Below are 23,185 nucleotides of genomic sequence, written 5' to 3' on the forward strand. Positions count from 1 at the left end.
CTTTTGCTTTAATCTGTTGAGGTTTATTAAATCTATTTTGCAGGCTGAATGATGTATACAAAATTATGATTTATCGAGACTAAATGACAAGGCTAAATCATTATTTATTGAATATGTTCCAAAATAATGTGGACTAACTTTTCGTAATCACCCGAAAAATGGTGTCCGCCTGACATTTCGACAATATGAAAGTTTTCAGGGTTTAATTGGCTACATGTGGTGAGTGGTTTCTCATCGATACCGTACACACAAAGAATATTTTGGTCGGTGAGTTTCTGCATTTCTGGTATCACGGCTAACTCAGTATCATGATTATTTGCCATTAGCCAGTCGCTAACATGAAATTGAAAATCGACAGTTTTCGACTGGCCAAGTACCACCATTTCTTTTACCAGGTTTTTCTCGCTTATGGTTAATCCATTTCTCATAAAAGGTAATACATCCGCTCCCCTAGAGTAGCCAATAAGTATCACTTGTTTTCGACTCCATAGGTTTGTGTAGTATTTAATAACATTGCCAAGATCTAAGGCTGCTTGTTCGGGTGATTTGCGATTCCAAAAATACTGTAATGAATTGAAACCAACAACCGGGATCCCTTGTTTATTGAGGCTTTCACCAATTGACTTATCTATACCAGCCCAACCGCCATCACCGGTTAATATAATCGCAAGTGGCTGGTTTTTATTGCTGGTGGTCGGTAATTCAATGAGGGGTAAATCATTTAAGCTGTCTGGCTTAATAGTGGCATCAGTTTTCAATTCTTTAGCCGCTAATTGATTAAATGCTTGCTGAAATTGGGAAAACCAATTTTCTGTAACCGCAAATCCATGGCCAACTTTGGGTAACATCACTATGTTTCCATTACCGACTTTTTCAACGTAATCTTTGGTGATTTGAGCATTACAAACTTGATCATTCTCTCCTTGTAACGCAAACCAAGCACTCGGTAACTGCTTATTGATATCGAATAAGTAGTTATTTTTAAGTTTAGGGTCCTTGCGCCATGAAAGACTTCCATTGCCTTGACATAGCGGTTTATCCAGCAGCAAGTCAGGGCAGAATCCTAAACTAATTCCGCCTTGAAATGTGTTTGGAGGTGACTGAGCCAGTACGGTATAAACTAATGTTGCACCAGAAGAGTACCCAACTAAAACGGGGAGGGAGTATTGTCTAAACTGATATTTTTGCTGTAAATATTGGCTAAGTGATTCAAAGTCTGCAGCGGGATAAGAGCATTTTCCTTTTTCATTACCAATGACTTTTAAGTAATGGGTAATATCAATCGCTGCAACCATTGCCCCAGTTGTGGCTAACTGTTTTACCATATCGATAAAACCGATATCCCAGCCACCATCGCCGGACACAAATAACACTAACTGGGTTGGTTTTTGATTATGATTGTAAATATGGATGTCGCCAAACCCACCGTAATTAACGATTTCCTGTTGTTCTGCTTGCACCGCACTAGAGATTATTAATATCAGTATGAAAATCAGTTTACTCATTTCTTCAACGCTCCCATGAATGTTCCACCAGAGATTAAGCTTGTTATGCTGAGCATTACCGGCAGTAAACTTAAGCTGTTTGGTAATGCTAAATAGCGAGATTCCCAAGTAGGGTCAAATTTTTCTTTATAACGACGTAATCCTTCAAAGTTATATAATTCACAGCCGCTTTCGAAGATAATATGGCCAACTTTGTGCCATAGCGGTGCTAATTCATGGGTGTCTAATCCAGATAAAGGTGCCATGCCCATATTAAAGTGTTGATAGCCTTGCTCCTTGCCCCATAGCATCAATTTTATGGTTAACCACTCCATCACGCCTGTAGGTGCCTCATCTGTGAAACGCATTAAATCGATGGATAACTCATTTTTATTGTCTGTTTGCCATAAGTTAGCAAAGGCCACAATGAGGTCATCTTTTTTTACAACGGCGCAAGGAGTTTTTACAATGTAACTTTCATTGAAAAATCCCAGCGAAAATTGTTTTTCGTGGGTCGATTTATTTTCTAACCATTGATCAGAAACGTTTTTTAACTCCACTAAATGTTCAGAAACCTGCGAGCAATTTAACACTTCAAAACTGATATTTGACAGTTTTTTCATCTTATTATCGGCTTGGCGTAAACGACTACGGGAAGAGCCTTCTAAGCTAAATTCAGTAAGATTTACCTTACCTTCTTCTCCTAGTTTGATGATCACTAATCCCATGTCTAAATAAAAAGGTAGGTTAACTTTAGATATTTGATAGCATGCCAACTTAGCCGATTTTTTATCCGCCATATCTCGTAACTGCCATAACAGATCTTGTTGTTGTATTGGGCAACCGACTGGATCACCCATGACGATCCAATATTTAGCCGTCACGCCATACATTAGAAACGATTGGTTATCCTTACCGATTAAAATGAGTTTATCGCCAAGTAAGGCTAAGTGAGGGTTAGTGTCATTGGCGCCTTTTATTAGAGGCAACAATGTTTGAAGCAATTCTGGACGAGGGGCTACATATCTAGCTTTGGGGCTACGCAATAATTTTAAGGCTATATAAGCGATTAAAATAGCAATAATAATAATGCTTGAGCGCAAAAAGCGTGATACGTCGTTACTAAATGCAAACTGCCACCATAATCTATTATGATATTCGACGTGTTTAAATGAAAAAAAACCGATCCAAATTGTTGATACAGCTATCAGTATTATAAGAATAAACCACGAGTTAGAAAAGGCGGAGTCGATAAGTGTAGACTCTCGATAAAAATGTGATCGCGTGGGTAACATCAACAATAACATGGTGCCAATAATGAGTGCTTCTTGCCAATCGCCTCCTTTAGTTAATGACAATATAACGCCGGCGCAAAGTAGTGTAATAGATGCATAGTAAGAGGCATTTACGCGCCGTCTTACAGCCCCAGCCAGCAGTAATAACAACATCCCCACAATACTGTTTAATATGTATGATATTTCAACCACAGAAAGCGGAATAATTTTTCGCAATCCATTCATCACTTGGCTATCACTTGGCGTCGCACCTGAAAATAGCATTATTCCGCCAGCAAGCAGCATCAATAACCCAAAGACTTGTGGAGTATTTTGGGTGATTAGGCGTGATGCATTTCCGACAGCACTATTGATGTTTTTCAAGCGGACAGAAAACTCAAAACAAAGAATGGCAATGCCAGATAATAACAGTGGTATGAAATAATAAGTAATACGATACAAGATCATCGCTGATATTAATTCTTGGGCAGGGAATGCGTGGCCTAATAAAGAGATAAATACCGCTTCAAAAACGCCCAAACCTCCGGGTACTTGGCTATACAAACCTACAGCCTGAGCGATTAGAAAAACCAATAAAAAAGTAATGAAAGAAATATCAATGTGTTGGTGTAGAAAAATAAACAGCACGCTAGAAGCTAAAATCAAATCTACAGCAGCAATAGCTGTTTGAGCGAGTGTCATGTTGATGCTTGGTAAGGTAATTTCAAAACCTTTAAAAGAGAAAGGTGTTTTTTTTGTGAGTATCAGCACCCAATATGCAATGAGACTTACCGCCGCAAGATAAATCACCCAGTTAACCGCATTATTGGTGGTTATTGTAACAATATCCTGATTAATCAGTATTATATAAGCAAGCACTGCGAGTGTTAATGTGCCTAAAAAAAACATGATACTAATAAAAATGGATAGTTTTATGAGTTCAATACCAGTAATGCCTAATATGCTATAAAAACGATAACGGACTGACGGGCCTGAAATAAGGGCGTGACCAATATTATTACTAATTGAAAAACCAATCATCGACGCTAAAACCACTTTGCCTTTAGGGAGTTGTTTACCTAAGTACTTTAACCCTAAAAAATCGTAACAAGTAAGGGTTAAATAATCGATTAAAGTGATGAAGAGGGCCAATAAAAATGTACTGAGATAGGTGAGGTTAATCGTTGAAACTATGGTGGCATAGCTCACGTTATCAAGCTCATAATGGACAACAAGTATCGCTACAATAAATAAAAACACACCTAAAAATGGCATGATTTTTTTAACCAGTTGTAACATTTTGAGCACCTGTAATAAGTAGTTTGCTACTGCCCTCAAAAGACTTTACCAATTGGCGTATTAGTATCTATTCATACCCAACGGTTGGTATTTTGCTAGCTTATTTAAGCTAGATTCTGTTATTTTGTTAACACTAAATTTTGTTCAAAACTGGTTTCATTTTTTGCATGATATAAGCCAATTTTTACTTCTGCATTTTACGTTACGCCTTAAGTTATTTTTGTGCTAATTAATTTTAATTCAGCAATTATTCTCGTTCAGTACAGGCAAAAATAATGCTAATTAACTTAATGCCATTCGCTTAATAGTGAATGACATTTTATCGTCTGTTTGAGTACCGCCTTCGGATAAAATTTTCTTTTCCTTTGTTCAAGTAAAATTAGCCATTTACCATTTCATCTCATTATCTTGAGATTTTTAGGGATTGTTCCTAGGCTTGGGCCATCACTGAAAAATAAACTCATCTGGAATTAAGTACAATGCATTGATAAAGTATATTCACAACGGTTCGACTTTAAGTTCTGTTGCAATGGTTGCCATTTCTAAACGTATTGTGTTGTAGGAAATCAGTATCAATACTAGCAATCTCATTATTGGAATACTGTAGCTTTCAATTATCTATATGGGATGTTTATCGTTTAACTGCAGTAAGTCCCAAAGATTGCCATACAAATCTTCAAATACAGCTACTGTGCCATAGTCTTGTTCTTGAGGCGGGCGCACAAACTTAATCCCTTCAAGTTGCATGCGGTTATAGTCGCGCCAAAAATCGTCAGTATTCAAAAAAAGAAATACCCGTCCGCCAGTTTGGTTACCAATAAAATTATGTTGCTTTGGTGTAGATGCTCGAGCTAACAACAGAGACACCCCGTTTGATCCTGGAGGTGACACCACGACCCATCGCTTGTCTTGTTCTGCTTGATAGGTGTCTTCAATCAAATCAAACTTCAATTTATTGACATAAAAATCGATGGCTTCATCGTAATCATTCACCACTAGCGCGATATGAACTATAGACTGTTTCATTATTATCCTTTGAAATCGAAACAAGTTAACCAGAACGTTTATTCGAAAACTCACTCTGCCATCGATGGTTAATTAATGCGATAGACATGAGGACATTTATGAATAAAAAAGCCACCACGCTTGGTTGTGGCTTTTGGCTATGTGATTAATCGTACCTTTAATTATCTCCACTTAATCATATGGTTAGCCAGTAAGAATATTTATTAGCAGTATTTTACTGTTTCTTTATTGGCTATTTGCGATGCCTAACGATATTACGCAGCAAGTTTTATAAGTCACTTAACAGCATGGCACTGATGGTATATAGATGCTGCTTGCTGGCGGAGTTCAGTCCAGCACCAACAATGGAGTAAAGCAGCCAGCTGAATATCCTGTTCAAAGAAAAAATAGCAATTGGGATTATGACCAAATTGAACAAGATGTAGCAGCATCCGTTGCAAGCATAATTATTTTTGTAGTCTTATTACATTTTGTCTAAAAAATATTCAGCTATCAGAAAGGCTTATACCAGTAATGCTAATAATATTCACTACGGCCTCTTTCATTGTGAGTTAGTATGAGGCTAATATCCCTGCGCTGTTTCGCAGTAGTGTGTTTTCTCAAATTTAAGGATGTAGAAATGAAAGGCGCTGATACTCGAGTGGTTCCTGGGTTGATCTCAATTGCAATTATCTTATTGCTTTGGTTTATTGTGCCTCCCCCTGAAGGGGTGACAGCAAATGCATGGCATTTACTGGCGTTATTTATTGGTACTGTTGTGGCCATTATTGGCAAGGCTATGCCAATTGGTGCTATTGCCATTTTGGCGATCACTTTAGTAGCACTAACAGGGGTAACAAATGATAACCCTTCTGATGCGATTAAAGATGCGTTAAGTGGTTTTTCTAATTCATTAATTTGGTTGATTGGTATTGCGATTATTATCTCTCGTGGTTTGGTTAAAACCGGTTTAGGAAATCGCATCGGTTATTACTTTATTTCACTATTTGGTCGAAAAACCATTGGTATTGGATATGCATTGGCGCTGTCGGAACTCGTCATTGCGCCGGTAACACCCAGTAACACCGCTCGAGGTGGCGGGATTATTCATCCCATTATGAAGTCTATCGCCACCAGTTTTGGTTCATCTCCAGAAGAAGGCACATCGCGTAAAATTGGTCATTATCTTGCTTTGGTTAACTACCATATAAATCCTATTACCTCGGCGATGTTTATTACTGCGACAGCGCCCAATCCATTAATCGTTAAGCTTATTGCAGATGCTACTGGATCTGATATCAGTATTACTTGGGGAACATGGGCGCTTGCAGCACTTTTACCTGGTTTGGTTTGTATTGGGCTAGTGCCGTTGATTGTATATGCCGTCTACCCGCCAGAAATCAAAAGCACCCCAAACGCAAGAGACTTTGCTAAGTCTAAATTAACTGAAATGGGGCCTATGTCCTACGGTGAAAAAGTCATGATTAGTGTTTTTTCACTTCTGTTGATTTTGTGGGCGGGTGTGCCAGCAATGATATTGGGCGCTGATTATGCGGTTAATACTACCGCGGTGGCTTTTTTAGGCTTATCTATTTTATTAATCAGTGGTGTTTTAAATTGGCAAGATGTGCTTAAAGAAAAGTCAGCTTGGGATACCGTTGTTTGGTTCTCAGCATTGGTAATGATGGCGACCTTTTTGAGTAAGTTAGGCTTAGTGGCATGGTTTTCTGGGGTTGTTGAGAGCAATATTGATCAACTTGGTGTTGGCTGGATGGTGTCTGCGATTATATTAGTGGTGGTTTACTTTTACGCGCATTACTTCTTTGCTAGTACAACGGCTCATATTACTGCAATGTTTGCTGCCTTTTATGCTGCCGGTTTAGCGCTAGGCGCGCCGCCATTGTATCTTGGTTTGCTATTAGCGGGTGCCTCATCGTTAATGATGTCATTAACCCATTATGCTACAGGTACTTCACCGATTATTTTTGGCTCTGGTTATGTGTCGATGGAAAATTGGTGGGTAATGGGCTTCATTATGAGTATTGTTAACTTAACCGTTTGGGGTGTGGTTGGTGGGCTTTGGTGGAAGGTGTTGGGATACTGGTAATTTACCTATCAATTTATAGCATTATATAAACAGTTAAAAATGAAAAGGTCACCATAGCGTGACCTTTTTTATATTCCATTTCCGCATGGTATTAACGAAAAGGAGAGTAACCTTTCTCGTATGTTAATACGCTTTGAATTGTAAAACCTCAGATGTTCTGAGCTGCTCAAATCAGTAATGTGATAGCGACAAGACTTATTTATAAATTATGAGGTATAAAAAAGCCACAGCGCTTGGCTGTGGCTTTTAGTGGTGTTCGTGATAACACCTTTGAGGAACTTATCTACACTACTTTACACATAATATGTTACTAGTCAGTAAGTTAGTCTCTAAAGAAGATTAGTTCTTTTTAGAGTATTTAGCTGCTTCTTCACCCGCTAAGCGACCGAAGGTGATGATATCTGAAATGGCATTACCACCTAAGCGGTTAGCACCATGAACACCGCCGGTAACTTCACCAGCACCATATAAACCAGGTATAACCTGTTTCTTAGCATTCATCACTTCTGTTTTAGTATCGATCATCACGCCACCCATAGTGTGGTGAACACCAGGAGTCACTTCGATTGCATAGTAGTTACCTTCGTTTAGTGCACGAGGTAGGTTAGGACGCTCAAAATCAGTGTCTTTACCACTAGCAACTAAGGTGTTGTAACGCGCAACGGTTTCAGTCAATGCTTTACCGTCAATGCCTTCCATTTTGCCTAATTTAACTAAACTATCAGCAGTTGGTGCAACACCTAAACCAATATACTTATCAATTTTAGACAATGATTTACGGACAGAATCATCGAAGATTAAGAACGCTGATTTACCAGTTTGTCCTAAGATTGCTGCAGATGCTTTATCGCGAGTAGTGATTTCGTTAACGAAACGCTTACCTTCACGGTTAACCAAAATGGCACCATTACCACGTACCGCTTCAGTGACCATTACGCCACCTTTAACAGATAGTGTTGGGTGAGCTTGGATATACTGCATGTCTTTCAATGCGCCACCGGCATTTTCAGCAACATCTAGACCATCACCTACCGCACCAGGTTGGTTAGTAGAGATAAAGCCTTTCAATTTAGGATCAAGTTTAGATACCCGCTCGTTATTTTTAGCGAAACCACCTGTTGCTAATACAACAGCATCGGCTTTCACCCAGTAATAACCTTTGTACATACCTTTAACGAGGAGACCTTTAACTTTACCGTTATCATCTTTAAGGACTTCAATACCACGAGTGTTCATGCGTAAGTCGATATTGCGTTTAACAGCATTATCATAAAGCACTTGAACAAGATGAGCACCAACGCCAGCACCACCAGTTGGACGGTGTGCACGGTTAACTGATGCGCCACCCATACGGCCAACATCATTTAAATCGGCGCCCATTCCAGTCATCCAATCAACAGAAGCTTTAGAATGTGAACTTAAAATTTCAACCAATGCTGGATCGTTTAAGTCGCGACCACCTTTCATGGTGTCTTTGTACATTAACTCTGGGCTATCTTTAATGTCTTTCGCTTTTTGTTGGTCAGTCCAAGCCGCGTTCATACCGCCAGCGGCCAATTTAGCATTACCACCAATAACTGGCTCTTTCTCAATAAGAATAACTTTAGCGCCATTATCAGTTGCAGATATTGCAGCAGAGAAACCTGCGCCGCCAGAACCGACAATCACTACGTCAACAGTATCGTGAGGTGCGCTAGCAAGAGCAGCCTGACGTTCTGATTTATCTTTGGCCAATTCAGCAATTGTAGGTTCGTTACGTTCCCACTTCTTAGCATATGGCATGTTGAAATCGAAGCTATGGCAAGAATCACAGTAAACCATAGATTTTTCGTGAGCGCTGTGGCATGTAGTACATGCTGGCTCGGCAGGAAAATGGGATGCATGAGCATTATAATGTTCATGTTTGGTAGACTCTGCTACTTCAGCCAATGTGCCATGACAAGAAACACACTGTGCATTCTCATAGGTTAAGCTATCATTTGATAATTCACCATCTGGCTGGTGACAGCTATCACACTCTTGGTTTTGTTCATGGAATTCGGCTAAATTATCAGCCGCAACAGCATTGCCCATTAGGCCTGCTGTGCCCATTAATGTGGCAAGACAGACTGCAAGTTTCATCTTTTTCATTTTTGCTCCCCCTTCTATAGTTAGTGACGCTTAGTGCATTAACTATAGAAGCACTCTCGTTGTTATACCAAGGTGAAATGACAATCACTTCACTTTAAATAAGGTGCTGTCCAAATTAAGTATCGATTTGATCAGCTATTACTTTTGCTCACAAGCAGTTTTACCTATGGTGTTCATACCCGCAATAAGATAACCACAAAGAGGTGCGGAAATGGCGTCTCAATCACAAGCATATAAACAGTCCATGCAAAGATGCATAACTCTAAGGGGGTATATGCAATTTTGCATAGCGTAGGTAGAGCTAGATCACATTAAGTTAGTGTTATAGGCAAAACGTACTTAACGATTTGCTAATTCGAGCAATGCAGCACAGTTTCACCTGAGGCTGGTGTGTATCATCTCTCCATGAGATTTTTATTCCTTTTACTTATCACGATATCCTTACCGGTGCTGGCTCAAGAAAGCATCGTATTTGGCGTGCATTCAAATACCGCACCATTAGAGTGGCGCAACAACGGCGTGGACCAAGGCTTTAACGTTGAGTTGATGAATAGAATTGGTCAACTTACTGATAAGCGGATCATTGTTCGGCGCAAAAGTTTTCAGCAGTTAGTAAAAGATGTTCATAATCCTAATAGTGATATTGACGTTATTGCCGTTGTTAGCCCTGTCAATATAGACCGCCAATTAGCGCAGTCAGATCCCATTTATGCCACCCATGCTAAAGCGTATACCTTACAAGGTAAGGCACTCATTAATAATTGGGCAGATCTGGTGGGTAAGCGGGTTGCCATTAAAAAAGGGGCTTTTGTTGAGGTTTTTTTATCAGATCATCTGCAAAATTTTGATCGTGTAGATGTAGACTTATATGAAACGGGCTTTAAATTACTCACTAAAAACCAAGTCGATGTGGTTATTGCCGAAAGCTTTGTTGCACGACGTTTACTTCCGCTTTATCCGTCAGTTCGTAGTTCAAGTGATGCATTAATTTATGGTGCATTTAACTTTGTCGCTAATGGTACAAAAGCCAAACAGATGTACCAAATTAATGAAGCGCTTAGACAACTAAAAATATCAGGTGAATACGACCAATTGGTTAACAAATGGTTTGGCACTGGGCGTGAAAAAGTGGATTTAACATCTACCGATAATCGCTTGTTTGCTTTCGTGATATTGGTCGCCATTATTTCGGCTGTAGGCTTGGTATACACAGGATTTATTAGCGCCAGTTTACGTCGCCATACAAAAGCGCTCGATGCTGAATTAATTCAACGTAAGCGTATTGAAGCTGAGATATCCGAATTGTCGAAGCAGTTCCAATCTGTGCTTGATGGTATCCCCGACGGAGTAACCATAGTCAATAAAGAGCTCCAGCATTTGTGGAGTAATGATAACAATATCCATTTGTTAGTTTCTGATGAATTTTACTATATCGATCATGATGTTTTTATACTTAGAATGGCAGTGCTTGATGTGTTAACTAGCCAAAAATCACTTACTGCTGATATGGTGTATCAACAACAATTTTGGCAATTACAAATTCACCCTATTGCTCAAGAGCAGGTAGTTATTCTACTTGCCGAGTCAACAGAGCAGCATCGATTGCGACAAGCCAATGAAGAAGCCAGCCGTTTAGCCTCGTTAGGTGAGTTGTCTGCGGGTATTGCCCACGAAATCAATAATCCAACCGGCTTAATTGTACACGCGGTATCTCTTTTTACCGCCGCAATAAAAGATTTAACCCCAGCGGCATCTCATTACCAGAAACAAAATCCTTTCTGGCTTATTGCAGGCTTACCCCCAGATGTCGCTATAGATGAGCTGCAACATAGTTGCGGTACTATCGAAGAGGGCTCTAAACGCATCAGCCGAATAGTTAATGATTTAAAGCGTTATGCCATGCCTCATATTGCTGATGAATATACTCAAGTTTGTCTTAATGATGTGGTTCAAGTCGCCCAGCGTCTTACCGCTAATCAAACCAAATATCATCAAATTACCTTAAAGCTAAGTGAATCCAGCCCTATGATTAAAGGCGACGCTCAACAATTACATCAGGTGTTAATTAATCTTATTCAAAATGCCTGTAATGCCTGTCTTGCAGAGCAAGGCGCGATAGTAATCGAGACAAGTATAGAAGACGATATTGCCATATTGAGTATTAAAGATAATGGTTGCGGGATGAACAGTGCAACGTTAAAACGTATAACTGAACCCTTCTTTACCACTCGGCGAAACGAAGGTGGCAGTGGCTTAGGTTTATCGGTATGCAGTAAAATAATTAAAGAACACCATGGAGAAATGCAGATACAGTCGAGTATTGGCAAAGGTACACAAATTCGCCTGACTTTCGCATTGGTACAATAGGATAATAAATGAAACTCGCTAGAAATATTCTCTTAGTCGACGATGAAGCCCCTTGGTTACGCACGCTAGCGGTGACCCTTAATCGTTTGGTTCCCGAAGCCGAGATTGACACCTGTGTTGATAGTCGCCAGGTAGAAAGTCGCTTACAAGTGGGTGATTATGCGCTAGTGCTAGTTGATCTCACTATGCCATTTCACTCTGGTGAAGAGTTATTAGGCATGATCCGCAGTAATTTCCCCAATACTCGCGTCATAATTGTCACGGGGGTTAATGAGGTTGATACAGCAGTACGTTGCATTAAAAATGGTGCCTACGACTACTTTATCAAAACAGATAATGTCGATGACCTTGCACGCACAGTACGCCGAGCACTTGAAGTTGTCGGACTTGAAAGAAACTACCTTTATATCAAAGAGAAGTTTTTAAGTCGCACTTTAGATAACCCACAAGCATTCAATAATATTCTTACTTGCGAGCCACAGTTATTAGATCAATTCCGTTATCTTGAAGCAGTATCATTTAGTTCTGAACCGTTATTAATTTATGGTGCTAGCGGCACAGGTAAAAGCGAATTTGCTCGATCTTGCCATGCACTTTACAGCCCGAATGAACCCTTTATTAGTATTAATTTAGCGGGCATTAGTAGCGAGGTGTTTGAACAAAAAATGTGTGGCCAACTGTATCACCATAATAATGGTGAATTAGAAGCCGTTGCTGGGTTATTACATCAAGTGGGTAGAGGAGTGCTTTATCTTAACGAAATTGGCGCCTTGTCACTTGATGCCCAAGTTAAGCTTTTAGATGTGTTTGAAACTAGAAAATATTATCCTCTAGGTAGCGACACTGCTTACCCAGTAAAATGTAAGTTTGTCGTATCGACTCAAGATGATTTACTAAAACTTCATCAAGCAGGTGAGTTTAGGAGCGATTTACTCTACCGTTTACGCGCCCATAAAATTAAATTACCGCCATTAGCTGAGCGCAAGTTAGATATCTCTATGTTGATCAATCATTTTATCGCTTTAGCAGCAGCTGAAATGAATCTACCTGCGCCAATTCAACCGGCAGATTTAGCCTCTAAATTAGCTAACTATGACTTCCCCGGCAATCTACACGAGCTAAAAGGAATGGTATTTGATGCCGTCAGTCGCAGCGATGGCATAGCACTTAATACCTCAGCTTTTATGGAAGCCATCAACGAACACAAGTCATTGACTGAACCCCCACAAGACAGAATTATCTTTCCTAAATCCTTACCCACAATTGCACAAATGAATCAGGCTTTAATGGACGAGGCAATGAGTCGAACAGCCAATAACCAAACCGCAGCAGCGCAGATACTCGGTATCAGTCAAAGTGCATTGAGTCGGCGGTTGAAGGGGCATTAGAGCAAAAATGCCCTTTATTAAGAATTAACGCCGTTTTTTGCGGTTCTTTAGTGTATTCAATAGAGAACTGCTCAGTGATCTTTGCTGAGTTGTTCTAAGGTGATCCGTTCGAGTTGATGAACATACCACTAGAAAGTGGTCCATGTTGCAAACGCTTATTCAAGAGAAAGCTTATCCCCACCTTAACCTCGTCTTAACCCACTCATCTGTATGCTGTAGCCATTATTGTGCAAGACACAAGTTTGGAGAGGTATTTGATGAAAGCAAAACCCGCTGTACAACAAGCAATGCTTGCACTATTCGTGGCGAGCTTATTGGGCTGCAGCGCTGTCGATAATGTCAATTACGCCGACCAAGCCAGTCAAAATCAAACCGATATTAGTCAACGCTTAATTGAACAATTATTGGCGACATCAAATGCTAACGAGGTACCAGAGCAATCGCTAGCACAACTTACTGACTTGGTTAATGTGCCTGAGTTACAGCAATTTATTACTACGGCGCTAGAGAACAATCCTAGCTTGCAACAAAGCGTGGTGGCATTAAATATGGCTTATGCTCAACACGGTATTACCTCTGCAAGCCGCTTACCAACAGTGGATGCTAGCTTTAGTGGATCGTCAACAGAAGATAGTGATGACAGTTACACTACTGATATTACCGTGAGTTGGGAGCTGGATTTATGGCAAAAAATAGCTGACAGCAGCAACGCTGCATTAAAAGACATTGCCAGTACGCAAGCTAGTCTACAAAGTGCGCAAGACTTAGTGGCTGCCAACGTGATGCGCAGCTGGTTAGACATTAGCCTTAAGCAACAACTTGTGGCGATTGAAACCCAGCGTTTAGCGGTATTAGAAAACAACCAAGCACTGATTTTGGCGCGTTACCGTGTTGGCTTAGGCAGTTTAGAAGACCTTGATAATGCCAATACCAGTGCTGCCAGCACAAAAGCAACGTTAGCGGACTATCAAGAACAACTCGCCCAAAGTAAGCGTGATTTAACCTTACTTACCGGACAATGGACCGGTAACGATTTAGCCGTAAATATTGCCGCAGCATTTCCTACTGTATTAAATCCTATTAGCTCGCTGGGGCAACAAAACCTGAGTCAACGTCCTGACATTAAAACCGCATTTTACAATATTGAAGCCGAAGCATTACGTACTGATGCCGCCTATAAAGCCATGTTGCCTTCGATCAGTTTGTCGGCCAGTTTAACCGACATGGCCGAGTCGCCAAGTGATGCTTTATTAACGGGACCATTATGGAGTGTGCTTGGGCAGTTATCTGCACCTTTGTTTCAAGGAGGAAAGTTAACATCACAAGCGGAGTTAGCGCAGTTAACTACTGAGCAGCGTTATTGGGTATACCAAGAAACCTTATTAAATGCGGTTAACGAAGTTGAAAACACCGTTGGCCAAGAGTACTCCCTTGCTAAACAACAACAGCATTTAACCGACGCTCGACTCAGTGCTCAACGTAGCTTTGTGAGTTATGAGCAAAAGTATCGCCAAGGCTTAGTTGATATTTTTGATTTACTTACGGTACAGCAACAAACCTTTGATGTTGAAGCACAGCTTGCCAACACTATTTATAACCGTCTTATAAACCGAATTGATTTAGGCCTAGCGTTGGGCTTAGGGGTATCGCATGAAGCTTAATCGTCTAAACGTTATTGTCACTGTATTATCATTGGGCAGTATTTTTGTTGCAGTAGGGTATACCGCATCGCACTTACCGCCGTCGCCTAATCAAAAAGCGCCAGAGGTAGAGAAAATTGAAAAGCCAGTAGCCACAACTACAGCGGTATCATTATTACCACAAGTGGGTGTAGTGGCTGTAAGTGGACAAGAATATCAAGCTGAAGTGATTGGTTTTGGTGAAGCAACACCGCGCTATGAGCTAACCTTGAGTGCCGAAATAAGTGGCAAGATTGACAGTGTTTCACGTCAGTTTGAATCCGGTCAGGTTATTAAAAAAGGCACTGTATTAGGCCAGATTAATGACATCAGTTACCAACAAGCTTTAACCCAAGCGCAAACCGATGTTGCTCAAGCTGAACTTGATTTATTAGAAGAACAACGTGAAGGGGAGCAAGCTAAATCAGAATGGTTACGTTCAGGTTTGTCTGGCGAGCCAGCCTCTCCATTAGTACTAAGAACTCCGCAACTGGCTCAAGCCACCGCAGCATTAGAAAATGCCAAGTTAGCGCTTAAAAAAGCCAAGCAAGACGTGGCGTACACCAACATTACCGCACCGTTTGATGCGCTGGTGGTGAGCCGTGATATTCAACCTGGCAGTTATGTTCAAGCAGGCACTCAGCTTGGCACCTTATACAGTATTGCAGAAGTGGAAATTAATGTCCCATTGTCTGATTTACAATGGCAAAACCTACCCGATTTTGATAATGCTGAACTGGCTAAAACCCCTTGGAATGTCACCTTGTACAGTGCTAATGGGCATAACCAGTGGCAAGGTTATATTGAGCGTGTAGAGCAACATTTAACCCAAACCAGTCGTCAACGGTCATTAATTGTGGTGGTTGATAATCCACTTGCACAACAAGCTGACTTATACCCTGGCACCTTTGTAAAAGCACAAATCAACGGTAAAACATTAAGCAATTTATGGCAATTACCTTCATCGGCTATTTCGCAACAAGGTGATATTTGGTTTGTCGATGATAATGGACTTCTTGCTAAATCAGCGGCCGCCATTGCATTTGAGAAAGAGGGTTTTGTGTATGTGTCACCTATCGCTAACGAACAGCAAACCCAGTCAGGCTTAATGCAGATTATTAAGCGCCCTTTAAGCAGTTTTAAAGTGGGCATTAAGGTGCTTGCTAAGGTTGAGGTGTAAGTTATGTTGGACGAGCAATCAACACATACTGGGGCAATATCTTGGTTTGCTAGAAACTCAGTTGCGGCTAACTTGCTGTTAATAGGCATGATAATAGTAGGCTTGTTTTCGTTAACCAGCTTGCGCAAAGAAGCATTTCCTAGCTTAGAGCCCGACAGAGTTACCGTGTCAGTCACTTACGACAGTGGTGATCCTGTGCTGGCAGAAGAAGGCATTGCGATTAAAATTGAAGATGCATTAGAAACTGTCCCAGGTATTAAACGTATTACATCAACATCTAATGCCGGTGGCAGTAGTGTGATGATTGAGAAAACCAGTTCTTATGATTTAGACACCTTGTTAACCGACATTAAAACCAATGTCGACGCTATCTATAACTTTCCAACCGAAGCGGAAAATCCCGTTATCGATAAAATGCGCATGCAAGATCATGCCTTATGGATTGAAATATACGGTGATGCCGATCGTGCAACTTTGCAAGCGTTAGCCGAACAGCTTAAATCAGACTTATTAAGTCAGTCTGCTATTCATGATTTAGAAATTAAGGCCAAAGCTGAGCCAATGATTTCTATCGAAGTTGACGAAGCTAAGTTGCAAGCCTACGGACTCACATTAACCTCAGTGTCTGATGCTGTGAATGCCGAATCGTCAGCATCAATTTCGACCAGTTTATATAACGATGACAAAACCGTACGCTTAAAAGTATCAGAACAAGCCTATGAATTAGAAGATTTTATGGCTATTCCGATTATCAGCAATAGCCAAGGTTCGCTTATTACTCTGGGTGATATTGCCACCGTTAAAGACGAATTTGCCGACGACACCTTTGTATTGTCGCGATACAACAAAGCTAATTCCAGTGCGATTGAAATTGTTATGGATGAAAACGGCGATATTGTTGATATTGTCGATCAAGCAAAACAAGTTATCGAAAAATGGCGTAATTCAACAATGTTGCCCGCTAATGTGAGCATCGCTTCTTGGCATGACAAAAGTACTCTTATTACCGAACGGTTAAGCTTATTGGTTAAAAATGCCCTAAGCGGTATCGCGCTAGTGTTTATCATTTTAGCGTTATTCTTAAACTTACGAGTGGCATTTTGGGTTGCAGCAGGGCTACCGTTTGTATTTTTTGGCACCTTATTTTTTATGACCAACAACTTTGCCGGCTTAACCCTAAATGAAATGACCACCTTTGGCTTTATTATGGCGCTGGGTATTGTGGTCGACGATGCCGTGGTGGTGGGAGAGAGTGTTTACAGCACCAGACAAAAATACGGCGATAACATCAATAACACCATTAAAGGCACGTTAAAGGTGGCCACGCCGACTATATTTGGTGTGCTAACGACGGTAGTGGCTTTTGTAGCTTTGGCTAATGTTGAAGGTCGTTTAGGGCAGATTTATGCCCAGTTTGGTACTGTTGTTGCCATTTGTTTAATGTTGTCATTGATTGAGTCGAAATTTATTTTACCGTCGCATTTAGCCCATATTGATACCAAAAAACGGGTTGAAAAGTCATGGTTTAATCATATTCAACATGCTGCCGACAGTGGCTTAAAGTGGTTTAGTCGAGAGATTTATCAACCATCAATTGAACTTGCACTGCGTTTCCGTTACGCAGTCGTCATGCTGTTTATTACGGTATTTATTGTCGTTGCCAGTATGCCGATTACGGGTGGTGTGCGGGTAGCGTTTTTCCCTGATATTGCTGGTGATACTGTGGTGGCAGATTTTTCGATGCAAAACGACGCCAGCTTTGGTCAAACCTATAAAAATTTAATGACCTTAGAAAATGCCGCTAAGCAAGTTGATGCTCAGCTTTCAGCACTATCATTGGCGCAATCATTAGCACAGCCATCGGTACAACAAAATGATGATGACAACAAAGACAGCTATTTAACCAGTTTACATGTGATGGCAAGTAGTAGTGACTCAGGCCAAGTTCAAGTTGAGCTTGCCAGTAATAGTCCGTATACCCTTAAAGAATTCACCACAAAATGGACCGAGCTAGTGGGTCAAATGGAAGGCATTAAAAAGCTTAAAATCTTGTCGAAAAAAGAGATGCTCGATAACTTTAAAGTGGAAATTAAAGCGAGAGACAGTGAATCTGTTTTTGCTGCTGGAACCGAGTTAAAAGCTGTATTAGAAGCAATGGATGGTGTTAGCGGCATTGACGATAACTTAGATTTTGGCGAACCACAGTATCGTTTTGAATTAACTAAGCAGGGCCGCGCGTTAGGTTTTGATACTGAAACTTTATCTGCTCAAGTATTGCAATCATTTGGTGGCGGCGTTGTGCAACGTTTTCAACGCGGCAAAGATGAAGTGAAAGTTCGGGTGCGTTACCCAGATGCAGATCGTCAAACCATAGAAGATATTCAGCTTGCCAATGTAAGAACCATCGACGGCACCATAGTGCCATTAAGTCACGTTGCGGACATTTTTAATGATTATCAACCGTCGAGTATTACGCGCATAGACAGCCAACGGGCTGTGTATATTAGTGCAGTATTAGACAAAGACAAAATTGCTTCAAACGAGCTTGTTAGTCAACTTCAGCGCACAGTAGTGTCACAGTTAGAGGTGCAATATCCTAGTGTGAGCTTTAACTTTGCTGGTGAAGCAGAGCAACAAGCGGAAACCACAAGCTCAATTGAATCAATGTTTGTGTTAGCGTTAATTGCCATATACGCCTTGTTGGCAATCCCGTTAAAGTCGTATGTGCAACCTATGATCATTATGACCGCCATTCCGTTTGGTATTGTTGGGGCTATTTTAGGCCATTGGTGGAATGACTTAACCATTAGTATTTTATCGTTAAACGGTATTTTGGCGTTAAGTGGTGTCGTGGTAAACGACAGCTTGTTGTTAGTATCGCGCTTTAACGAGTTAATTAAAGAAGAAGGATTATCGGTACACGATGCCATTGTAGAATCATGCACAGGGCGACTTAGAGCGGTATTGCTTACCTCGGTGACTACCTTTGCTGGCTTAGCACCATTACTAGGTGAAACTTCACTGCAAGCGCAGTTTTTAATTCCTGCCGCAGCAGCGCTGGGGTATGGTATTTTATTTGCCACAGTTATTACCTTGTTGCTAACACCGTCATTGTTATTGATTCAATGTGAAACAAAAGACTTTATGACTAAAGTTATGAATAAATTACGCCCGAATCACGACGCGACAGCGCCAGTATAAAATAAGGAGCCCGCTCGATGACAACCGATAAATTTCAGTTACTACTGGTTGAAGATGATCTCGATTTAGCGACGGCGGTGATTGAGTATTTAGAACTAGAAGATATTCTTTGCGATCACAGCGCCAATGGACTGGCAGGGCTTGGCTTAATTCAGAAAAATTATTACGACGTGGTCATTTTGGATTTAAATTTACCTAAGATGAATGGCTTGCAAGTGTGCAAATCTTTACGCGCCGACGGCATTGATGTGCCAGTATTAATGCTCACAGCCCGCGATACGCTAGATGATAAACTTAATGGTTTTGCCAATGGCACTGACGACTACTTAATTAAACCGTTTGCCATGGAAGAATTGATTGTGCGTATTAAAGTGTTGGCAAAGCGCCGTAGTGGCCAAGTGCAAAAGCTTACCGTCGCCGACTTATCAATCGACTTACAGCAAAAACAGGCTTATCGGGCCAATGTGGAGTTAAAATTGTCGCCAACAGCGTTGAAAATTTTAACCGTGTTAATGAATGCTAGCCCTAATCCAGTATCGCGCGAAAAATTAATGCAAACCGTGTGGGGCGACGAACAACCAGACAGTAACAGCTTAAAAGTGCATATTTTTAATTTACGTAAACAAATTGATGCCGAGCATGAACATAAATTGATGCACACCATTAGCGGTTATGGTTTTGCAATAAAGGAACCTCATTGCTAATGAAAATAATCCCCAGTATTCGATTATATGTACTGCTGGCTATGTTGATCACCGGTATCAGCACTATTTTGATCCTGTCGATTTTAAGCCTACATTATTTTATATCTGGCATGGATTCGTCAATGCGGGTTGCTATGTATGCCCAAGGACAGCAACAGGTTACAGATGGTAAGCCTTATCAGTTTGAAGTCTTTACGGTGGCTTCTCGTTGGCAAGATCTACCCGAAAGCGTAAAGCAAATAATGGTTGAGCCGCCAAGCGAGTTAAATGTGCTGAATAAAAAAATTGTTGGCGGTAATTTTATAACACCACCAGACGCTGGTTATTTCGTTATGAAAATGAAAGTTGGAGATGAAATACGTTTTGTATCAACGGTATTCGATCGCAATAGCCACAGTATGTTTAAGGGTGATGGGCCGCCGTATTTTCTCGTCATAGTGTTAACTGGCTTGCTAGGTATTTTGGCGTTTGCAGTGGTACTCATTTTAGTGATGCGCCGAGTGACGGTTCCGGTTGAGAGATTGAAGAACTGGGCTAAAGGACTCAATACTCAAAAACTTGAGCAACCAATGCCAGACTTTCATTACAGTGAATTAAATATCTTAGGCAATATTATTAAAACCAGTTTACGTTCTGTCCAAGACAGTTTAGCCCGCGAGCAACAGTTTTTAAGTTATGCCAGCCATGAGCTGCGTACACCGATTGCGGTTATTCGAACGAATACAGAATTATTGCAAAAACTGATAAGCAAAGGGGCAAGTGCAGAAAAACAAGCTCAAGTAGTTCATCGCATTGAGCGTGCAGGCCTGACCATGACAGATCTTACTGAAACCTTACTATGGTTAACAAGACATGAAGATCAAAGCTTACCTATGGAAGAAGTCAATTTAGGCCAGCTTATCCGTCAATTGGTTCAAGAGTTGAGCTATTTAACCAAGGGAAAAGATATTCAATTAAGTATCGAAACAGATGACTCAATTCATCAATTACCAATAACGTTATGTCGAATTGTGTTGAATAATTTAATCCGTAATGCGCTGCAACACACCATTGAAGGTCGTGTCATTATTAAGCAATCGACAACATCTGTTAGCATGATTAATGAGTCTGATTCTGGTCATCATCACAGTGAAGAATTAGGGTTTGGTTTAGGGCTTGAGCTAACCACTCGTTTAATTAACCATTACGATTGGGATTACCAAAATATAGAAACTAATAGCGGCCGTAAAGTGACCATTAACTTTAGCCGTTAAATTAGGATAACGATAGTAGCCACCTATTATTAGGTGGCTTTTTTGTCGGTAGAGTTTGGTGCCAATATTGGGTTATTGAAATGCAGAAAAACATTATAATATGATGATAATTAAATTATCACTTAATGCTAATTTAATTTGATTGTACTGTGAGGCAATCGGCCTATAATGAGGGGTATCTTTTCGACCTACTTGGTTATGGGATCGCCTCAATGAAATACCGCTCACATTTATTTTCACTTCGTATTGGCAATGCGCTTAGAGAGTCTTTTAAAGACGCCCCTTACAAAGCCAGTACTTTTTCTAAAGATTTATTAGCTGGCTTAACGGTTGGCATTATTGCTATTCCCTTGTCGATGGCGTTGGCCATTGCCATTGGTGTTGCACCTCAATATGGGTTATATACCGCTATTATTGCCGGGTTTATTATTCCATTATCTGGTGGTTCTCGTTATAGCGTATCGGGTCCTACTGCCGCGTTTGTGGTGATTCTATATCCCATTGTTCACCAATATGGCCTGTCTGGTTTATTGCTTGCCAGTATTTTATCTGGAATTATCTTGATCATCATGGCGCTGTTTCGGCTAGGGCGATATATTCAATATATTCCAGAGCCAGTCACCTTAGGCTTTACCGGCGGTATTGGTGTGGTGATTGCGGTGTTGCAAGTAAAAGACTTTTTTGGACTAAGTATTGAGGAAATGCCCGAAAGCTTTGTGGGTAAAGTGGTGGCATTATCCCAAGCGTTACCTGAATTGTCGTTACCAACAGTGGTTGTGGGGGTAAGCACATTATTGGTGTTTATCATATGGCCTAAATTTAAGTTGCCCGTTCCAGCCCATCTTCCTGCCGTTATTGTTGCTAGTCTTGTCGCCTTGGTATTGAATCAGCAAGGCTTTAATGTGGCCACCATAGGTTCCACTTTTAGCTTTACCTTGGCCGATGGCACCACTGGGGCGGGTATTCCATCAATGTTACCCGATTTTCAATGGCCTTGGTTACGTACTCAAGTCGACGACGTGCCATTGGTGTTCAGTTGGCAATTAGCCAGTGATTTATTGTCTGCAGCGTTTGCCATAGCCATGTTAGGCGCCATTGAATCATTATTATGTGCAGTAGTGCTAGATGGTATGTCGGGGCAGAAACACAGCGCTAATAGCGAATTGCTCGGCCAAGGTATTGGTAATATTATTGCACCGTTTTTTGGTGGTATTACCGCTACGGCGGCTATTGCTCGTTCGGCTGCTAACTATAAAGCCGGTGCGGTCACGCCATTTGCGGCAATGATCCATGCCATTGTGGTATTAGTGTCATTGTTATCTCTTACTACTATTTTGGCTTATATTCCCATGGCTGGTATGTCAGCATTGTTGCTTATGGTGGCATGGAACATGAGCGAAGCACCTAAAATTGTTCATTTAATTAAAAAAGCCCCTTCAAGTGAAATACTTGTTTTAATGGTGTGCTTGTTATTAACGATTTTCTTCGACATGGTCATCGCGATAAGCTTTGGGATTATTTTGGCGTCATTATTGTTTATGAAGCAAGTGGCCGATATGACTCAGGTGCGTGATATTAGCGAACATAAAAAGTTGGTTAATGTCACCTTACCGCCACGCTGGAAAGTATTTAAAATTAATGGTCCATTATTTTTTGCCGCAGCAGATAGTGCTTTTGGCGAATTAGGCTATTTAAGTACCGACGAAGATGGGGTGATTTTATATCTTGATGGGGTGTCTATACTCGACTCTGGTGGCGTGTCTGCTTTATATAAATTTATCAATAAATGTCAGCACCATAATACTAGGGTATTGCTGGCCGACTTTCAATTTCAACCGCTTAAAACCTTAGCTAAAGCAGGCTTTAAGCCCGATGGTGTACAATGTGTGACTTATTCTACCTTAGCTGACGCCCTCGATGCTGTGGCGGTACCTGAGCCCAAATAGTTTACCCCATAAGGTTAGATAATCGATGGATAACAGCAGGATATAAGTCTGTTTGATAGCCGTTTATTATCACTAGTGGAATTGGTATGAATGACTAACTTACAAACTCACACGCAGCTATGCGTGTGAGTTTAAATGGATAGAGTCTTTCAGCCATGCAAGGTTAAG

General features: G+C 40.8%; 14 protein-coding genes. 10 read left to right on the forward strand and 4 right to left on the reverse strand.

Annotation, left to right across the window (positions count from 1 at the left end; translation table 11 throughout):
• Positions 1-104: 104 nt before the first annotated feature.
• From FCN25_RS11465 to FCN25_RS11475, 3 genes are all read right to left on the reverse strand, one after another.
• Positions 105-1,505, reverse strand: a complete 1,401-nt coding sequence (locus tag FCN25_RS11465; RefSeq protein ID WP_137224875.1) for an AcvB/VirJ family lysyl-phosphatidylglycerol hydrolase — start codon at positions 1,503-1,505, stop codon at positions 105-107.
• Positions 1,502-4,057: a bifunctional lysylphosphatidylglycerol flippase/synthetase MprF gene (gene mprF, locus FCN25_RS11470; RefSeq protein ID WP_137224877.1), complete on the reverse strand. Its 2,556-nt coding sequence runs from the start codon at positions 4,055-4,057 to the stop codon at positions 1,502-1,504. Before mprF ends, FCN25_RS11465 begins: the two co-directional genes overlap by 4 nt.
• A 618-nt stretch (positions 4,058-4,675) precedes the next feature.
• A complete protein-coding gene (locus tag FCN25_RS11475) occupies positions 4,676-5,083 on the reverse strand; it encodes a VOC family protein (protein WP_137224879.1) in 408 nt (135 codons plus the stop codon).
• Between the two features lie 307 nt (positions 5,084-5,390).
• Here FCN25_RS11475 and FCN25_RS20915 point away from each other — a divergent pair, with 307 nt between their 5' ends.
• Complete coding sequence (locus FCN25_RS20915) at positions 5,391-5,561, forward strand: hypothetical protein (protein ID WP_175405858.1); 171 nt, start codon at positions 5,391-5,393, stop codon at positions 5,559-5,561.
• Between the two features lie 141 nt (positions 5,562-5,702).
• A complete protein-coding gene (locus tag FCN25_RS11480) occupies positions 5,703-7,169 on the forward strand; it encodes a DASS family sodium-coupled anion symporter (RefSeq protein WP_137224882.1) in 1,467 nt (488 codons plus the stop codon).
• Between the two features lie 339 nt (positions 7,170-7,508).
• On the opposite strand, the gene FCN25_RS11485 is transcribed toward FCN25_RS11480, so the two are convergent.
• Positions 7,509-9,299 (reverse strand): flavocytochrome c, encoded by a 1,791-nt coding sequence (locus FCN25_RS11485; protein ID WP_137224884.1) that lies wholly within the window; start codon positions 9,297-9,299, stop codon positions 7,509-7,511.
• 405 nt (positions 9,300-9,704) lie between these two features.
• Here FCN25_RS11485 and FCN25_RS11490 point away from each other — a divergent pair, with 405 nt between their 5' ends.
• The 8 genes from FCN25_RS11490 (at position 9,705) to dauA (ending at position 23,017) form a co-directional block, all read left to right on the forward strand.
• Positions 9,705-11,666 carry an ATP-binding protein gene (locus tag FCN25_RS11490; protein WP_137224886.1) on the forward strand — a complete coding sequence of 654 codons (1,962 nt, stop codon included), beginning with the start codon at positions 9,705-9,707 and terminating at the stop codon, positions 11,664-11,666.
• 8 nt (positions 11,667-11,674) lie between these two features.
• Positions 11,675-13,054, forward strand: coding sequence for a sigma-54 dependent transcriptional regulator (locus FCN25_RS11495; RefSeq protein ID WP_137224888.1), 1,380 nt, complete (start codon positions 11,675-11,677; stop codon positions 13,052-13,054).
• Between the two features lie 257 nt (positions 13,055-13,311).
• Positions 13,312-14,715 (forward strand): TolC family protein, encoded by a 1,404-nt coding sequence (locus FCN25_RS11500; protein WP_137227390.1) that lies wholly within the window; start codon positions 13,312-13,314, stop codon positions 14,713-14,715.
• Positions 14,705-15,913, forward strand: a complete 1,209-nt coding sequence (locus tag FCN25_RS11505; protein WP_137224890.1) for an efflux RND transporter periplasmic adaptor subunit — start codon at positions 14,705-14,707, stop codon at positions 15,911-15,913. The genes FCN25_RS11500 and FCN25_RS11505 overlap by 11 nt, the downstream gene beginning before the upstream one ends.
• 3 nt (positions 15,914-15,916) lie before the next feature.
• A complete protein-coding gene (locus FCN25_RS11510) occupies positions 15,917-19,114 on the forward strand; it encodes an efflux RND transporter permease subunit (protein WP_137224892.1) in 3,198 nt (1,065 codons plus the stop codon).
• Positions 19,115-19,131: 17 nt separating this feature from the next.
• Positions 19,132-19,818 carry a response regulator transcription factor gene (locus tag FCN25_RS11515; RefSeq protein ID WP_137224894.1) on the forward strand — a complete coding sequence of 229 codons (687 nt, stop codon included), beginning with the start codon at positions 19,132-19,134 and terminating at the stop codon, positions 19,816-19,818.
• On the forward strand, positions 19,818-21,071 hold the full coding sequence (locus FCN25_RS11520) for a HAMP domain-containing sensor histidine kinase (protein WP_137224896.1): 1,254 nt from the start codon (positions 19,818-19,820) through the stop codon (positions 21,069-21,071). Before FCN25_RS11515 ends, FCN25_RS11520 begins: the two co-directional genes overlap by 1 nt.
• A gap of 212 nt (positions 21,072-21,283) precedes the next feature.
• Positions 21,284-23,017 (forward strand): C4-dicarboxylic acid transporter DauA, encoded by a 1,734-nt coding sequence (gene dauA, locus FCN25_RS11525; protein WP_137224898.1) that lies wholly within the window; start codon positions 21,284-21,286, stop codon positions 23,015-23,017.
• Positions 23,018-23,185: the final 168 nt, after the last annotated feature.

The organism is Shewanella sp. MEBiC00475 (genome assembly GCF_005234075.1).
GTDB classification, from domain to species: domain Bacteria; phylum Pseudomonadota; class Gammaproteobacteria; order Enterobacterales; family Shewanellaceae; genus Shewanella; species Shewanella polaris.

What these genes read in the sequence shown, in the direction of transcription:
- FCN25_RS11495 (WP_137224888.1), top strand. Translation starts at nt 11,675, where the DNA reads ATGAAACTCGCTAGAAATATTCTCTTAGTCGACGATGAAGCCCCTTGG.
- FCN25_RS20915 (WP_175405858.1), top strand. Translation starts at nt 5,391, where the DNA reads ATGCTGCTTGCTGGCGGAGTTCAGTCCAGCACCAACAATGGAGTAAAG.
- FCN25_RS11510 (WP_137224892.1), top strand. Translation starts at nt 15,917, where the DNA reads ATGTTGGACGAGCAATCAACACATACTGGGGCAATATCTTGGTTTGCT.
- FCN25_RS11515 (WP_137224894.1), top strand. Translation starts at nt 19,132, where the DNA reads ATGACAACCGATAAATTTCAGTTACTACTGGTTGAAGATGATCTCGAT.
- mprF (WP_137224877.1), bottom strand. Translation starts at nt 4,057, where the DNA reads ATGTTACAACTGGTTAAAAAAATCATGCCATTTTTAGGTGTGTTTTTA.
- FCN25_RS11490 (WP_137224886.1), top strand. Translation starts at nt 9,705, where the DNA reads ATGAGATTTTTATTCCTTTTACTTATCACGATATCCTTACCGGTGCTG.
- FCN25_RS11480 (WP_137224882.1), top strand. Translation starts at nt 5,703, where the DNA reads ATGAAAGGCGCTGATACTCGAGTGGTTCCTGGGTTGATCTCAATTGCA.
- FCN25_RS11465 (WP_137224875.1), bottom strand. Translation starts at nt 1,505, where the DNA reads ATGAGTAAACTGATTTTCATACTGATATTAATAATCTCTAGTGCGGTG.
- dauA (WP_137224898.1), top strand. Translation starts at nt 21,284, where the DNA reads ATGAAATACCGCTCACATTTATTTTCACTTCGTATTGGCAATGCGCTT.
- FCN25_RS11500 (WP_137227390.1), top strand. Translation starts at nt 13,312, where the DNA reads ATGAAAGCAAAACCCGCTGTACAACAAGCAATGCTTGCACTATTCGTG.
- FCN25_RS11475 (WP_137224879.1), bottom strand. Translation starts at nt 5,083, where the DNA reads ATGAAACAGTCTATAGTTCATATCGCGCTAGTGGTGAATGATTACGAT.
- FCN25_RS11485 (WP_137224884.1), bottom strand. Translation starts at nt 9,299, where the DNA reads ATGAAAAAGATGAAACTTGCAGTCTGTCTTGCCACATTAATGGGCACA.
- FCN25_RS11520 (WP_137224896.1), top strand. Translation starts at nt 19,818, where the DNA reads ATGAAAATAATCCCCAGTATTCGATTATATGTACTGCTGGCTATGTTG.
- FCN25_RS11505 (WP_137224890.1), top strand. Translation starts at nt 14,705, where the DNA reads ATGAAGCTTAATCGTCTAAACGTTATTGTCACTGTATTATCATTGGGC.